Source organism: Streptomyces albus subsp. chlorinus, assembly GCF_013302895.1.
Taxonomy (GTDB): domain Bacteria; phylum Actinomycetota; class Actinomycetes; order Streptomycetales; family Streptomycetaceae; genus Streptomyces; species Streptomyces chlorinus.
This window is the reverse complement of record NZ_VJOK01000001.1, coordinates 3,296,547-3,312,426: the sequence shown is the minus strand read 5'-3', so window position 1 is coordinate 3,312,426 and position 15,880 is coordinate 3,296,547. Positions and strand designations below refer to the sequence as shown.

Annotated in this window: 8 protein-coding genes and 1 pseudogene; 4 read left to right on the top strand and 5 right to left on the bottom strand. The window is 75.1% G+C overall.

All coding sequences use genetic code 11. The features are described 5' to 3' along the window. Window positions 1-184: 184 nt before the first annotated feature. Window positions 185-1,477 (bottom strand): MFS transporter, encoded by a 1,293-nt coding sequence (locus FM076_RS14735; protein WP_345945013.1) that lies wholly within the window; start codon window positions 1,475-1,477, stop codon window positions 185-187. Window positions 1,478-1,640: 163 nt separating this feature from the next. On the opposite strand from FM076_RS14735, the gene FM076_RS14730 reads away from it, so the two are divergent. Further along, window positions 1,641-2,021 (top strand): ArsR/SmtB family transcription factor, encoded by a 381-nt coding sequence (locus tag FM076_RS14730; RefSeq protein ID WP_173871006.1) that lies wholly within the window; start codon window positions 1,641-1,643, stop codon window positions 2,019-2,021. Window positions 2,022-2,183: 162 nt separating this feature from the next. Here the strand turns inward: FM076_RS14730 and FM076_RS14725 are convergent, their stop codons facing one another. Both FM076_RS14725 and FM076_RS14720 read right to left on the bottom strand, forming a co-directional pair. After that, a complete protein-coding gene (locus FM076_RS14725) occupies window positions 2,184-3,158 on the bottom strand; it encodes a serine/threonine dehydratase (RefSeq protein ID WP_173871004.1) in 975 nt (324 codons plus the stop codon). A 192-nt stretch (window positions 3,159-3,350) separates the two neighbouring features. Further along, a pseudogene (locus FM076_RS14720) lies at window positions 3,351-5,525 on the bottom strand (HelD family protein); the annotation flags it as partial. 888 nt (window positions 5,526-6,413) lie between these two features. On the opposite strand from FM076_RS14720, the gene FM076_RS34645 reads away from it, so the two are divergent. Beyond that, window positions 6,414-7,955 carry a glycosyltransferase 87 family protein gene (locus FM076_RS34645; RefSeq protein ID WP_345945421.1) on the top strand — a complete coding sequence of 514 codons (1,542 nt, stop codon included), beginning with the start codon at window positions 6,414-6,416 and terminating at the stop codon, window positions 7,953-7,955. After that, window positions 7,840-9,174, top strand: a complete 1,335-nt coding sequence (locus tag FM076_RS14705) for an AMP-binding protein (RefSeq protein ID WP_345945012.1) — start codon at window positions 7,840-7,842, stop codon at window positions 9,172-9,174. Before FM076_RS34645 ends, FM076_RS14705 begins: the two co-directional genes overlap by 116 nt. 199 nt (window positions 9,175-9,373) lie before the next feature. Here the strand turns inward: FM076_RS14705 and FM076_RS14700 are convergent, their stop codons facing one another. Next, window positions 9,374-11,050 carry a DNA repair helicase XPB gene (locus FM076_RS14700; protein ID WP_173871002.1) on the bottom strand — a complete coding sequence of 559 codons (1,677 nt, stop codon included), beginning with the start codon at window positions 11,048-11,050 and terminating at the stop codon, window positions 9,374-9,376. Between the two features lie 104 nt (window positions 11,051-11,154). Next, window positions 11,155-14,079: a helicase-associated domain-containing protein gene (locus FM076_RS33785; RefSeq protein WP_243274922.1), complete on the bottom strand. Its 2,925-nt coding sequence runs from the start codon at window positions 14,077-14,079 to the stop codon at window positions 11,155-11,157. Window positions 14,080-14,616: 537 nt separating this feature from the next. Between FM076_RS33785 and FM076_RS14685 the strand changes: the two genes are divergently transcribed. Continuing rightward, complete coding sequence (locus tag FM076_RS14685; RefSeq protein ID WP_173874745.1) at window positions 14,617-15,867, top strand: hypothetical protein; 1,251 nt, start codon at window positions 14,617-14,619, stop codon at window positions 15,865-15,867. Window positions 15,868-15,880: the final 13 nt, after the last annotated feature.

Below are 15,880 nucleotides of genomic sequence, written 5' to 3'. Positions count from 1 at the left end.
AGGGTCGGCTCGCCTGGCGGGGCCGGCTGCCTGGCGAGGGCGGGCAGGCTGACCAGCGAGGAGCAGGCCGTCCGGCGAGAAGCGGGCCGTCCGGCGAGAGCCGGCTGCCTGGCGGGGCCGGCTGTCTGGCGAGGGTGGGGCGTCCGCCCTGGGCGGGGCCGGGGGAGGGTGCCGGAGGCGCCTGTCAGCGCAGCGCGCCCGGGGCCGGATCGGCGGCGGCCCGCCGCCGGACCCCCGCCGCGCGGACTCCCCCGTGCGCGGCCTGGAACGACTCGCCCCGCTCCCGCAGGACCGCCGCGGCCCCCGCCAGGGACAGCAGGGTGACGGCGGCGCCGAACAGTGTGGTCCCGGTGGTGAGGGACGTGGCGTCGCTGAGGGTACCCGCGGCGACCGGGAGGGCGCCCGCCAGCAGGTAACCGCCCGCCGTCAGGGCGGCGTTGGCCTCGGCGAGCCGCTGGGCCGGCACGTTCGCGCTGAGCATCGTGAGCGCTCCGAGCTGGGTGAGCCCCTGGCCGAGCCCCGCCAGTACGGCGGCCAGGACGAGGGCGGCCACCGAGGTGGTGGCGACGGCGAGGGCGAGCGCGGCCATGCTCGTGACGGTCAGCGCCGCGCCGGTCAGCAGGTCCGTCCGGATGCGCAGCCGGCGCGCGGCGAACTGCACGCCCGTCGCGGCGGCGAACAGGACGAAGATGGTGGCGCCGGAGAGAATCCGGTTGCTGGTGTGCAGCAGCTCGGCCAGCAGCGTGGGTCCGAGCGAGAGGACGAAACCGGTGGCGGCGATCGCGGGTGCGAAGACGGCGAGGCCGAGCAGGAGCTGGCGCCGGTTGGCCCGCGGCGCGGAGGGGACACGTACCCAGCGGCGCGGGTTCCCGTCCACGGCCCCGGTCCCCCGCCCGGTGGTGGCCGGCCGGGGCGGCAGCGGCATCCTGACGACCACGGCCAGTGCGACCACCAGCAGAGCGATCTGCACCAGGAAGACGGTCACCGACGGGCCGGGCACCGATTCGGACAGCACTCCGGCCAGCAGCGGCCCCACGGCCGCGCCGCCGACCATGGACGACGAGGCCACCAGCCCCGCTGTCCGCTTCTGCGAACGGTCGGCCAGATCGGAGACGGCCGCCATCCCGGCGGAGAGGAACGCGCCGACGGCGATGCCGCTCAGCAGCCGCGCGACGGCGAGCACCGGCACTGAGTGCGCGGTCGCGAACATCGCCGAGGCGAGCACCGCGAGCGCCAGCCCCGGCAGCAGCACGGGTTTGCGTCCGAACCGGTCGGAGAGGGTGCCCGCCACGGTGAGCGTGCCGAGCAGTCCGGCGATGTAGAGGGCGTAGACGGCCGTCAACGTCGCGGAGGAGAAGCCGAGCCGGTTCTGCCACAGGACGTAGAGGGGTGCGGGTTCGTTGGAGAGGGCCAGCACGGCGACGACGGGCCAGGCGGCCAGCCATATCCAGCGCCGGGGCGGGGTGGGCTGCGACACGAGGACTCCAGGCGGGACGGAGAGGGGCAGGGTGACGAGGCGTGGACCTCGGTACGAGTGGACTCGTACAAGAAGTACGAGAGAAGTCGTACCAGTGGGAGGGAGTACGATGCAACTCGTACTAGTGAACTGCCGAGGCCATCGACGCCCGAGGAGGCCCCTCATGAGTGCCGCCGCTCTCGCCCGAAACTTCCGGGTCCCGCCGCCCCCGTCCGGCACCCGGCCGCCCGAACCGCTGCCCGAACCGGCACGGGACGACATGCGGCTGGAGGCGGTCATGGCCGCTCTCAGCGACCCGCTGCGCCTGGGCATCGTCCGCAAACTGCTCCTGGAGGCCGTCGACTTCGACCACACCTGCACCTGGTTCGAGCTGGACCGCCCCAAGTCCTCGCTGACCCACCACTTCCGCACGCTCCGCGAGGCGGGACTCATCCGGCAGCGCCAGTACGGGCCCTCCCGGCGCAACCAGGTCCGCGTCGAGGACCTGCAGGCCCGCTTCCCCGGCCTCCTCGACCTGGTCGCGGACTGGACTCCGGCCGCGTAGGACCCCGGCCGGGCATAGCGGCCCGGCGGACAGTCCGCGCGGGCCCGCCACCGGTGCGGCGCCCGCCCGCCGTCGGTCGCGGGCGGCTCCGCTCAGCGCGTCCGGGCGTCCGCCGCCCGGGACCGCCTCATCGGGTCCAGGTGCCCGCCGCCCGGGACCGCCTCATCGCGGCTCGGCCTCCGTCAGTTCGCCGGGGTCGGCGTTGCTGCCGCACAGCACCACGACGACTCTCTCCCCGGCCGAGGGGACATACGGAGCACCGCCTTCGGTGCAGCCCGTGATCCCGGCGACGCCGGAGACGGCGGTGGCCGCCGCGTTCTCCACCGCCAGCCGGTACTGCTCCCACAGTCCCCGCCGGGCGGCGACGAGGGCGTCGTCCGTCACCAGCACGGACCGCACGTTGCGGTGCCCGGCGGCGGCCAGGGCCATCGGGGTGGCCCGGCGGGCGCCGAGCGCGTCGGCGGCGACGGAGTCGACTTCCACGTCCACCACGCGTCCCGCCTCCAGGGCGGCGTTCAGGGCGCGGCAGCGCTCGGGCTCCACGGCGACCACGCGGATGCCGTGGTGCTCGGCCGCGGCGGCGACACCGGCGAACAGCCCGCCGCCGCCCACCGCCACCACCACGGTGTCGACCAGCGGCACCTGGGCGCGGATCTCCTCCACCAGCGTCCCGGCGCCCGCGGCGATCAGCGGATGGTCGTACGCGTGCGACCGCAGCGCGCCCGTGCCGGCGGCGAACTCCTCGCACGCCGCGGCGGCCTCCGCGTACTCGGTGCCCACCAGGCGTACGTCGGCACCGTACGCGCGCAGGCGGTCGATCTTCGTGCGCGGTGCCGTCTCGGGGAGGAACACCGTGGCGGGGACGCCCAGGCCGCGGGCCGCCCAGGCGCAGGCGAGGCCCGCGTTGCCGCCGGAGGCGAGGGTGACGCCGGAGTCGGGGAGTTCGCCCCGCTCCCTGTGCGCGACCAGGAAGTTGAGCGCGCCCCGCGCCTTGAAGCTCCCGGTGTGCTGCATGAATTCGAGAGCGAGGTGCAGTTCGAACCCGCCCGCGTCCGCCCGCACGACCGCGACCGGACGAATGCCGTCGGCGACCCGATCAGCGGCTGTTTTGACATCCCCGTAGGAAAGATGGTGCACGGCGTGACTCCTGGCGTGCTCGGACGTGAGCGGACAAACGTCTACGTTACGGCCTCACACCGACTGCCCCGTCAACGCTGTGGACGACCCGTCGCCCCCGGGCCCCCGCCCCGGCCCGTCCAGACGCGCGTCCTCGCGTCCGCCCTGGTCCTCGTTGTCATGTCCGCCCGACCACTCGCCCTCATGTCCGTCCGACAGGGCCGCCGGCAGCGGCTCGGCGTGCACCACCGCCAGCCCCGAGACCGCGCGGGTGAGCGAGACGTACAACCGCCGCAGTCCCGTGCGGGTGTCGGGCTCGCCCGCGACGACGGCGGCGGGCTCGTCCAGGACGACGTAGTCGTACTCCAGGCCCTTCGCCAGCGTGGCCGGGACCAGGGTGAGCCGTACCGTCGCGCTGGTCTCCTCACCGGGCGCCAGGAAGGGGAGCCCCGCGGCCTCGAGCGCGGTCCGCAGTGCGGGGACGCGCGCGTCGGCGGCGATCAGGCCGACGGAGCCCTCGTGTTCCAGGGCCCGCCGGCAGGCGTCCACCACCAGATGGTCCAGGTCCCCGTCCCCCGGGGTGCCGTCGGCGCGCCGTACCGAGAAGTCGCCCGGTGATTCCCGTACCGAGGTGGCGGGCGTCAGTCCGGGGGCGATGACGGGCAGCAGCCGGGAGGCGTAGGCGATCACCTCGCGCGGCACACGGAACCCCTCCGTCAGCTCCTCGACCACCGCGCCGGGCTTGCCCAGGTGTTCCAGCGCCGCCTCCCAGCTCTCGGTGGCCCAGGGCGTGGTGCCCTGCGCCAGGTCGCCCAGCACCGTCGCCGAGCCCGTCGAGCAGCGGCGCCCCACCGCCCGGTACTGCATCGCGGAGAGGTCCTGCGCCTCGTCCAGCACCACGTGGCCCAGGGAGGGAGTGCGCTGCACCAGGTCGGCGGCCTCGTCCACCAACACCGCGTCGGCGGCGGACCACTTGGCGCTCTTGACGCCGCGCGGGGGCTTGTCCCACAGGATGGCCCGCTGCTCGTCCTCGGTGAGGAGCCCCTCGGCCTGTGCGGCCAGGAACTCCGCGTCGGACAGCAGCCGCAGCACCAGTTTGGCCGGGTCGACCGCGGGCCACACCTGTTTGACGACGGCCTTGACCGCGGCATTGCGTGCCACGGCGTCCTGGACCCGGTCGTCGGGCGCCTCGCCCGCCTGTTCCATCCGCACCAGCACGGCGTGCGCGATGCGCTGGTGCAGCGCCTCCCGCGCGGCCCCGTACCGCATGTCCCGCGCGAGCAGCTCCCGCACCAACTCCTCGATCTCATACGCGGGAACCCGCCACCGGCGCGAGCCGCGCACCACCACACACGGCTCGTCGGGGAGCGGGCGCACCCCCGCGCGCACGGCCCGGCGCAGGACCTCGGCCATGCGCGCGTCGCCCTTGACGCGCGCCGCCTCGGCGGTGTCCACGCCGCGCACCGGCACGTCGGGCCGGGCCACCAGGCCCTCCACGGTGGTCTGCCGCGCCGCCACCTCGCCGAGCGCGGGCAGCACCTGCTCGATGTAGCGGAGGAAGGAGTCGTTCGGGCCGATGACCAGGGTGCCGGTGCGGCTGAGCCGCTCCCGGTGCGCGTACAGCAGATAGGCGACACGGTGCAGACCCACCGCGGTCTTCCCCGTGCCCGGCGCACCCTGCACACAGACGGTGCCGTCGAGGCCCGCGCGCACGATCTCGTCCTGCTCGGGCTGGATCGTCGCGACGATGTCCCGCATCGGACCGACGCGCGGCCGTTCGATCTCCGCCTGGAGGAGCGCGCTGGCGCGTTCCGCCTCCTGCGGGTCTGACAGGTGCTCGTCCTCGTACGCGGTCAACTCACCGCGCGTGTAGCCGAACCGGCGGCGCAGCAGGACGTCCTGCGGATCCTTCTTGGACGCGCGGTAGAACGGCTGCGAGACGGGTGCGCGCCAGTCGACGACCATGGGGTCGCCGTCGGCGTCGTGGACGTGCCGGCGGCCGATGTAGAAGGTGCGCCCCGAGGCGTCGCCGGAACCGGAGCCGGGGCCGGGGCCAGAGCCGGAGCCGGGGCCGAGGCCGGAGCCGGGCGCGCCCTCCCCGCCCCGGACGGCATCCGGATCGCCCGTAGTTCTCGTACCGCCCGTGCCGCCTGTACCGCTCGTGCCGTGCGGGCCGTCGGCCTCGGCGGTGTCCTCCCCGACCGGGTGCCCGTAGTCGAGACGGCCGAAGAACAGCGGCGCGTGCGCCAGATCGGCGAGGGAGGCGATGCGGGCCTCGATACCGGACGCCAGCACCTCCGCGTTGACCCAGTTCGCGGCCACATCGCGGATGTCGAGCGCCTCGGCGTCGGCCCGCATGGCACGGAGCGCCGCCCTGGAGGCGGCCAGATGGGCACGCTCACGGGCGAGAGGGCCGCTCCCGGAACCGGAATCGGAACTGGAACTGGAACCGGACGCGGGTTCGGGGGCGGGTACGGGAACGGGTTCGGGCGCGGGAGGGACGGACACCGGGCTGCCTCCGGGAGGGACACGGGCACGCGGACGCACCCGCACGCGGGCATGCCTGCCCGTGCGCGGCACGGCAGGCATGCGGACATGCGGGGTCTCGCTGCACAGGGCGTACAGGTTGACGTACAGGTCTGACGAACGAGCCCTGCCGGTTTCCGTGCGGCGGGCGCCTCGGGGCCGAGAGCCGGCGGCGAGGGGGCAAGTCGGGGATTGTAGCCAGGCTTCACCGAAGGGGCGAACGTTTTTCGTCCCCACCAGGACGGGGCGGTGCCCGGCGGGCCGGCCCCCTGCGGGGCAGTGCCTGGCGGGTCGGCGCCCCATGGTGCCGCTTCCGTGTTCGTCCGGTGACTCGTTTAGGGTCGTCGCCCAGGGCGCGCGGGGCGGCCGGAGGTGAGGGGGCGCCCGGCAGCGCGCGGGGCGCGCACGCGCACGCGCAGGCGTAGGCGCAGGCGTACGCGAGACGAGCGCAACGACGGCACGATGACGGCACAACGACGGCACGAGGACGAGGAGTCGGCACGGGTGACGGACAACGGCGCCGACAGGTTCCCTCTCCCGCGTCTGCCGAGGCCCCTGCTCCCGCGCGTGCCGAAGTCCCGTCCCCCGCACGGGGCGGAGCCGTCCGGACGTCCCCCGCGCGGGGCCGAGCCGTCCGGGCGTGAGCCGCACGGGGCCGAGTCGCCCGTGCCGGAGCCATCCGCTCCGGGGCCGCCCCCGTGGGGACGGTCGTGGGCGGGGCCGTCCTGGACGAGGGCGCTTCTGCTGCTGGTGCTCTCCCTGGGCGCCTTCGGGGTGCTGGCCGCGGCGCAGGGGCTGCCCATGGCGGATCTCCAGGTCTACCGCGCGGAGGGCAGCGCGGTGTGGCACGGCACCGATCTGTACGGTTTCACCGTCACCGAGTGGGATCTGCCCGCCACCTATCCGCCGTTCGCGGCGCTGCTGTTCGTACCGGCGGCGCTGGTCCCGACGGTGGTGGCCAAGGTGGTCTTCCTGGCGGGCAACGTGGCGCTGCTGGCCTGGCTGATCGCGCTCTCCCTGCGCGCCGTGAGGGGCAGGCCGGAGCCGCTCCCCACCGTCCTCGCGCTCACCGCGCTCGCGCTGTGGCTCGAACCGGTCTTCCAGACCCTCGTCTTCGGGCAGATCAACCTGGCGCTGGCCTGTGTCGTCCTGTGGGACATGGGACGGCCCGACGGCGCGCGCGGCAAGGGCTTCGCCGTCGGCCTCGCGGCGGCCGTCAAGCTGACGCCCGCGCTCTTCGTCGTCCAGCTGCTGCTCACCGGGCGGGTGAGGGCGGCGGGTACGGCGGTGGCCGGGTTCGCGGCGGGGACCGGCGTGGGGGCGCTGGTGCTGCCGGGGGCGAGCGTGGAGTTCTGGACGCGCAGGATGTTCGAGACGGCGCGGGTCGGGAAGGCGTGGATCGTCGACAACCAGTCCCTCCAGGGGCTGGTCGCCCGTCTCGTGCACGACCCCGATCCGGGGCCGCTGTGGCTGGTACCCGCAGCGCTGCTCGCCGCCGGGGGCATATGGCTGGCACGGCGGCTGTCCGTCCAAGGGAGCGGACACGGGGAGCGCGGCGAGTACGGGGACCGCAGGGTGTACGGGGCGTACGGGGAGCGCGGCGAGTACGGGGACCGCAGGGTGCACGGAGCGTACGGGGAGCGCGGCGAGTACGGAGACCGCAGGGTGTACGGGGCGTACGGGGAGCAAGGAGCGTACGGGCAATACGGGGGGATCATGGTGACCGCGCTGGTCGCGCTGCTCGTCTCGCCCATCAGCTGGTCGCACCACTGGGTGTGGTGCGTCCCGCTGCTGGCGGGCGTGGCGGTCGCCGGGTGGCCGCTCCCCGGCGGGGGCACGGCAGTGGGGAGGCGCCTGCTGTGCGCCTGCGTCGCCCTGGTGTTCACGGCGCGCACCCTCTGGCTCGTCCCCAGGAAGGGCGAGCTGGACCTGCGGCTGGACTGGTGGCAGCAGCCGCTCGCCTCGCCGTACGCCCTGCTCACCCTGCTCCTGCTGGGCGCGGCGGCCGGGTACGGCTCAGCGGGACGCCGCCCGGTCCCGCTGACACCGCGCGTTCCCCCGGCAAGAATCAGCGTGGACGGGCCCGCGGCGCACCGCCGCCCGGCCCCCGCCGCCGCCAGGCGGAAGGACGGCAACGGCTGCCGTCCGGAGTGCGAAGAGGCCCGAGGAGGCCGGTGTGCGAAGCACGATGCAGGACTTTCCGCTGACCGTGACACGGCTCCTGGTCCACGGGGCGCTGGCGCACGGGACCTCCCGGGTGACCACCTGGGCGGGGCGGGCCGGTGGAGCTGAGCCAGACCGCCGTACGTTCCTCGAGTCGGCGGTCCGCGCCATGCAGCTCGCCGGGGCCCTCCACGACGCGTTCGGCATCCGGCCCGGGGACACCGTCGCCACCCTGATGGCCAACACCGCCGACCACCTGGAGGCGTACCTGGCCGTCCCCTCCATGGGCGCCGTCCTGCACACCCTCGACCCGTGGCTGCCCGCCGACCAGCTCGTGGAGGCGTCCCGGCGCGGCGGGGCACGTGTGCTGCTGACCGACCCCACCGGACTCGCCCCGCTCGCCTCGGTGCTGCCGCGCCTCCCGCACCTGCGGCACGTGGTCGTCGCGGGCAGTGGCGGGACGGCGGCCGTCGTGTCCGGCACGGCGTGCGGCGCCGAGGTGCACGACTACGAACTGCTGATCGGTGACCGCCCCCAGCGCTACGACTGGCCCGAGATCGACGAGCGGGACGCCGCCGTGCTGTGCCACACCACCTCCCGGGCCGACGGTGTGCCGCGCGGCGTCGCCTACAGCCACCGCGCCCTCTACCTGCACGCCCTCCAGGCCCAGACCCCGCAGACGTACGGCATCGGCGAACGGGACCTCGTCCTGCCCGTCGTGCCGATGTCCCGCATGCTCGCCTGGGGCCTGCCCTACGCCGCCTTCGCGGGCGGCGCCTCCCTGCTGCTGCCCGGCGCCTACGACCAGCCCGCGCCGCTGGCGGACATGGCCGAACGGGAACGCCCCACCCTGGCCGTCGCCGACCCGGCCGTCTGGGACGGCCTGCTGAAGGAGCTGGAGGACCGCCCCAGGGACCTGTCCTTCCTCCGTGAGGCCGTCGTCGTGGGCGGACCCGGCGAGGAACCCGCGGGATCGCTGCCGGCCCGGGAACTGGGCCGGCGGCACGGCATCAGCACGGCCGCCGCCTGGGGCATGCCGGAGACCCTCTCCCCGGCGTGCGTCGCCCGCGCCGAGGCGGACGGCGACGGCGCCGACGGTGCCCGCTACCGCTTCCCCGCCTCCGTCGAGTACGGCGTCTCGGGCCCCGACCTGGCCCCGCTGCCCTGGGACGGCGAATCCCAGGGCGAGCTGCTGCTGCGCGGCCCCTGGATCACCGCCTCCTACGTCGAGGACGGGACGGCACTCCTGCACGAGGGCTGGCTGCGCACGGGAGAGACGGCGACCATCGGCCCGGACGGACGGGTGGCCCTGCGCCCCCCGAAGACACCGACCACCGAGGGCCACTGACCACCGGAGCCACTGACCACTGGGGGCCACTGACCACCGGGGGCCACGGAGCACCGGCGGTCACGGATAACCGGTCCTCACTGACCAGCGGTCACTGAGGATCGGGGTCACTGAGGGCCTCCGGCGCTCTCACCCCCTGTCGGACTCGGCGTCCCACACCCCCCGGCTCGGCGTCTCACACCCTGCCGGGTTCGGCGTCTCACACCCCGTCGGGCTCGGCGTCCTCCGGGACGCCGCCGCTCAGCAGGTCCACCGCGTCCACGATGCGGTAGGCGTACCCCTGCTCGGCCAGGAAGCGCTGGCGGTGGGCGGCGAAGTCCTGGTCGATGGTGTCGCGGGCGACGACGGAGTAGAAGCGCGCCTCGTGCCCGTCGGCCTTCGGCCGCAGGACGCGGCCCAGCCGCTGCGCCTCCTCCTGGCGGGAGCCGAAGGTGCCGGAGACCTGGATGGCCACGGTGGCCTCGGGCAGGTCGATGGAGAAATTGGCGACCTTCGAGACGACCAGGCAGGACAGCTCGCCCGCACGGAACGCGTCGAAGAGCTTCTCCCGCTGCGCGTTGCTGGTGTCGCCCTTGATGACGGGCGCGTCCAGGTGCTCGCCCAACTCGTCGAGCTGGTCGATGTACTGGCCGATCACCAGCGTCTGCTCACCCGCGTGCCGCCGCACCAGCGCCTCGGTGACCTTCCGCTTGCTGTCGGTGGTGGCGCAGAAGCGGTACTTCTCCTCCGGCTCGGCCGTGGCGTAGGCCAGCCGCTCGGAGTCGGTGAGGGAGACGCGGACCTCGACGCATTCGGCGGGCGCGATGTAGCCCTGGTTCTCGATCTCCTTCCAGGGCGCGTCGAACCGCTTGGGCCCGATCAGCGAGAACACATCCGACTCGCGGCCGTCCTCCCGCACCAGCGTGGCGGTCAGCCCGAGCCGGCGCCGGGCCTGGAGGTCGGCGGTGAACTTGAAGACCGGCGCGGGCAGCAGGTGGACCTCGTCGTAGACGATCAGCCCCCAGTCGCGGGAGTCGAACAGCTCCAGATGCGGGTAGACGCCCTTCCGCTTCGTCGTGACCACCTGGTACGTGGCGATCGTGACGGGCCGGATCTCCTTCTTGGTGCCGCTGTACTCGCCGATCTCGTCCTCGGTGAGCGAGGTGCGCTTGACCAGCTCGCTCTTCCACTGGCGGGCCGAGACGGTGTTGGTGACCAGGATCAGCGTCGTCGCTTGCGCCCTGGCCATCGCCCCGGCCCCGACCAGCGTCTTCCCGGCGCCGCACGGCAGGACGACGACACCGGAGCCGCCGTGCCAGAAGCCCTCGACGGCCTGCTTCTGGTAGGGGCGCAGCGACCATCCCTCCTCGTGGAGGTCGATCCGGTGCGCCTCGCCGTCCACGTACCCGGCAAGGTCCTCGGCGGGCCAGCCCAGCTTCAGCAGCACCTGCTTGATCTGGCCGCGCTCGGAGGGGTGCACGGCCACCGAGTCCGCGTCGATCCGCTGCCCCACCAGGGGCTGGATCTTCTTCGACCGCAGCACCTCCTCCAGCACCGGCCGGTCGCTGGTCTCCAGCACCAGCCCGTGCGTGGGGTGCTTGGCGAGACTGAGCCGCCCGTAGCGGGCCATCGTCTCGGCGATGTCCACCAGCAGCGCGTGCGGCACCGGATACCGCGCGTACTGCACCAGCGCGTCCACCACCTGCTCCGCGTCGTGCCCGGCGGCCCGCGCGTTCCACAGCCCCAGCGGCGTCACCCGGTAGGTGTGCATGTGTTCCGGAGCCCGCTCCAGCTCCGCGAACGGCGCGATGGCCCGCCGGCACGCCTCCGCCATCTCGTGATCGACTTCCAGCAGAAGCGTCTTGTCGCTCTGCACAATCAGGGGGCCACCGTTCACACGTCACCCTTTCTGGTCGCTCCTCGGCCCGCCCGGGGGCCAAACGTCCAGTGTGCCGCACCGGCCCGGTGACCGGGACGGGAAGCGGATTCCGGCCCTCGGGCTCAGTACTCGGCGACCTCCGCCACGCCCGTGATGCGGTGCAGGGGATAGGTGCGGACCTCGTCGGCGGTGTGGTCGTACGCGGTCACGAAGCCGCCCTCGACCTTGACGGGGGCGATCACGCGCTGGGAGGCGGCGCCGTCGGCGTTGACGTAGCCGATCCACAGCGGGGTGCCGGTGAGGGTCGCGGACTGCATGGTGGCCAGGGTCTCGGCCATCACCGTGCGGGGCAGGCCACCCGCCGGGGGCGGGGCCGCGGGGGCCTTCGGCTTGTGGGGGAGGGTCGCGGCGTGGTCCCCGGCGCGGATGGCGCGGACGGCCGCCGCCAGCAGGGACGGGTCCGGTGCGGGCGGCCCCTCCGGTACCGGCTCGGGCGGGGTGCGCGGCGGGGTGCGGCGGGTGTCGCGGCGGGCCAGCAGCACATCGCCCTCCGCCGACTCGGCGGCGGGCGCGTGCCCCATCTCCCGCAGCCGGGCCAGGAGCTGGTCGGGCGGGGCGGGGGAGGCCAGCACCGTGGGGGCCAGCAGCCGCAGCCGCAGCGGCGCGGCGCGCCGGTCGGCGAGGATCTCGGCGAGCAGGGTGTCGTCGTCGCAGCGCACGTACGAGGAGGCGGCACCCACCCGCACCTGCCCGTGCCGGCGGGCCACGTCGTCGATGAGGTACGTCAGCGGCTGCGGCACCGGCGTACTCGAATGCGCCGCCAGGAACGCGTGCAGGTCGGCGGCGCTGCGCCCGGAGTCGAGGGCGCGGCGGACCGAGCCGGGCGTGAACCGGTAGACGGTGGCGCCCCCTTTTGACTCGATGTCGGCCAGCACGGACAGGAACGCGGCGAGATCCCGCTCCAGCGGGCCGGGCGCCACGGCGGTCAGATCGGCCTGGAGCAGCACCTCGCTCAGGGGCTCGGGCAGGTGCGGGGCCAGGGCCCGTGCGAGGGCCGCGACGGTGGCCTCGGCGGAGGCGGGTCCGGTAGATGCGGCAGGGCCGACGGATGTGCCTGGCACGTCTGTTGTGCCTGTTGTGCCTAGCGTTGTGGATGCACCTGGTGTTTCGGGTGCACCTGGTGCACCTGGTGTTCCGGGTGCACCTGGTGTTCCGGACGTGCCTGGCGTTCTGGGAACATCTGGGGTTCTGGAAGTGCCTGGTGTTCTGGATACACCTGGTGTTCTGGAAGTGCCTGGCGTGGCGGGTGTGTCCTGGCGGGGCGTGGCGTCCAGCAGGGGGCGCGCGAACGAGGCCAGCGCACCCCGGCCCGTCACGCCCAGTGACTCCGCCTCCTCCAGAGCCTCGTGCAGGAGGCGGGTGCGCAGATCCGGCACGCCCGCCCCCTCACCCCTGTCGGCGCGCTCACCCCGGTCGGCCCGGTCGGCCCGGTCGGCGCGCCCGGCACGTACGCCCTGCAACGGCCGCTCCCAGCGCAACCGTTCACGCAGCGTGTCCCGGTCGGGGGCGGCCCCCGCGCCGAGCCCGGCGAGCAGGCCGAGTGCACGGTGCCGCACCTCCGGTGCCGGACTGCGGTCCAGGCCGGGACCCAGCGGGGCGAGACCGCGGCCCCGCGCGTCCCGCTCCCCCACGAGTCCGGCCACCCGGGTCGCCGACCACCAGGCCGTGGCCAGCCACGCCCAGCGCTCGGCCGGTGCGGCACGCAACCAGGTGTCGTAAGCGGGCGTCGGCGCGTACACCTCGTCCACCTCGCCGTCCGACGCCACCAGCCCGGCCACGTAAGCGAGTTCGATCCAGAAGGCGGCCGCCGGCTCCGGCACGTCGAGGGCGACGGCGGTCCGCTTGAGGTCGCGGACGCCCAGTCCGCCCGCGCGCAGCACGGGCGGCGGCTCGGTCTCCCAGTGGGTCAGCAGTTCCTCGACGGTCGTCACCGCCGCCATCGCCTGCCCGGCCGCCGCGGCGTCCACCGTCCCGGGCTCGTACGTCCGCGCGGCCACGACCTGCGGCGGCACCGGCTCCAGCACCCGGTGCGCCCGGCCCCCGCGCAGATGCAGCGCGACCTCGCGGGGGAGGACGACGCTGCCGGGGGCACCCCCACCGGAACCACCAGCGGAACCCCCACTGGGGGCACCCCCACCGGAACCACCGCTGGGGGCGCTGCCACCGGGGACGCCACCACGGGAGGCGCCACCACCGGGGGCACCGGCCGGGCCGGTACCGGAGGCCGGGCCGGCACCGGGGGCCGGGCCCCCGGGGACGGTCGTCCCGCCCGCCGTCTCGGAGCCGGTCGGCACGAGCAGCGCGCGGTCCAGAAGCCAGGCCACCGGCGCCGACGGCGCCGCCAGGTCCACCGTCCCGTACGGCGGACCCCACTCCAGCTTCCGCAGCACGGCTTCCGCCCCCTCGGGTGCTTCGGCGAGCAGCGCGGTCATGCGGGCACGGTCGGTGAACAGCGCGGTGAGGGCGGTCAGCGCGCTCACCGGATCGTGTGTCGGCGGCAGGCCCGCGGCGGCCAGCATCTCCTGGAGACGGGAGGGCGACGGCTTCGCGGGCCCGGCGGCGGCCACCGCCTCCACGAGCGTGGGCCCCAGCCCGGTGGGGGAGGGCGAGGTGAGCAGCTCACGGGCCGTACGGACCAGTCGCGGCTGGTCCTCGGGGCCCCACACCAACGCCCGCGCCCGCAGCTCGGCCAGTGCGTGCGGCAGCCGCTCGGCCGCCTCCTCGCCCGGCAGCAGCGCGACGAGGGCCTGCCGCGTGGTGGCCGTACTCTCCTGCGGCCGGCCGTCGGCGCCCGGACTGCCGGGGGCGAGGGCGAGGGCCTCGGCGGTCTGCAGCGTGAACCGGTCCAGCCGCTCCAGCGCCCGCACGACCGACGCGCGGGTACCCGCGCGGGTGGCGAGCTGGGTGAGGTCGTTCGGGACGGGGGAGAGCAGATCGGGACGCGCACTCAGCAGCGCCGCCAGCGTCCCGTCGTCCCGCCCCCGCAGATCCTCGGCGAGGGTCCGGGGGCCGGACGTGCCTTTGGGGCTGCTGGACGTCGGGGCGTCGGATGGCGGGGCATCGGATGGCGGTGCGGCGGGCGTCGGGGCGGTGGGTGCCGGGCCGCCGGACGTCGATCCGTCGGATGCCGAGCTGGTGGAGGCCGGGCCGGTGGACGCTGATCCGCCGGATGTCGGGTCGGTGGGTGCCGACCTGTCGGGCGCGGCTTCGCCGGACGCAGCTCCGCCAGGCGCTGGCCCGCCGGAGCGGGGCGTGCCCGGGCGGGGGCCGGACGGGCGGGATGCGCCCGGTGGGGCCGGGTGAGAGGCAGAGCCCCCGTTCTGCTCACTGCTCATCCTTCCTACGGTAGCGGGCCCCCGTGGTGGGGGTCGTCGGGCGAGCGACGGTGCGCGTGGTGAGGGTGTGCCGGGAGGGTGTGGGACCACTTCCCGCTCCCAGGGGCCCCGGGCTGCTCCCTCTCGGGGGAGCCGCGCGGTACCGTCATGGCGAGGGCAGGTGAAGGGCGAGCAGGCTGCGGGGACTTGGTGGGGATCGAGAGCGAACAGCTCGTGTTCGACTACTTGAGCCGGGTCGGGGACCTGGCCCACAGCGCGCGCATGACCGCCGCCGAACGGGCCAGGCTCGTCGGCGGCCTGCGCGGCCAGATCGACAGGGCGCGGGCCGAGGAGGGCGGCGCGGTGACCAGGGCCGCCGTCCAGAAGATCCTCGACCGCCTGGGCCGCCCGGAGGAGGTGGTCGCCTCCGCGAACGGCGGCGAGGCCCCCTCCGTCCCCACCCCGTCCCCCGCGCCCTCCTCCCGGGCGGACGGCGCGGACGGCAAGGCACCGGGCCGGTCGGCATGGGACCGGTTGACGTCGGGCGGGCCGGGAACGAGCAGGTCAGGTGCCGGGTCCGGGAAGACGGCGTCCAGTGGGCCGGGGAAGGGCGCGGCGGAGGTGCCCGTCACCGGGAAGCCGACCGTGCCCGGCCAGCGGACCGGGACCCCCAGCGCCGCCTTCGGGGCCTCGCCCCCGCATCTGGCGAGCCTGGACGAACTCGGCCCCGGGGACACCGACCCCGACTGGTGGCGCGTGGACGCGAGTCCGTTCGGCACCGGACCGGGCGGCGGCAGCGCCGTGCCGGCCGGCGAGCCCGTACCGGGCTTCGTGGGCGGTATCGAGTTGCCGGAGGTCCTCAAGCCGCCGCCGGGCGACGAGAAGGAGCCGGCACCGGGCACCCCGACGGCACCGGGCACGCCGGTGGCACCCGGGACGCCGGTCGCACCGGGCACACCGTCCCCGCCCGGTGCTCCGGAGGGGCCCGCCGCGCCCGCCGTCGAGGCCGCGCCCCCGGCCGGGGCGCCCGCGCTCGGCGCGCTCGCCCTGCTGCGCCGGTGGCGGCGTGGCAGGAGCGGCAAGGACGGCAAGGGCGGGGAGAGCGGTGGCCCCGGGCGGGGCGGTCTGGTCGAGTGGGGCGCGGCCGTGCTGCTGGTGACGGGTGCGGTCATCGGCTCGTTGATCCCTCTGGCTGTGGGGTGGCTGGCGGCGTGGTGGTCGCCCAAGTTCAGCCGTACGGAGGCCAAGTGGGCGGCCGCCGGGATGCCGGGGCTGGTGCTGGGCGGCGCCGGAGTGTGGTTGTGGGGGCGGGCGGACGGCCGGTGGGGCGAGCCGCTGGCGAAGGGAGGCGACGCGCTGCGCGAGGCGATGAGCGACGCCTTCCCCGTCGTTCTCCGAGTGGCGGCGGTGGCCAGCGCCCTCTACCTGGTCTGGCGCGCCCGGCGCCCGGCGCGGGGCTGAACGAACCGACGGG

Coding starts and splice junctions, on each gene's coding strand:
- FM076_RS14730 (WP_173871006.1), top strand. CDS start 1,641: ATGAGTGCCGCCGCTCTCGCCCGAAACTTCCGGGTCCCGCCGCCCCCG.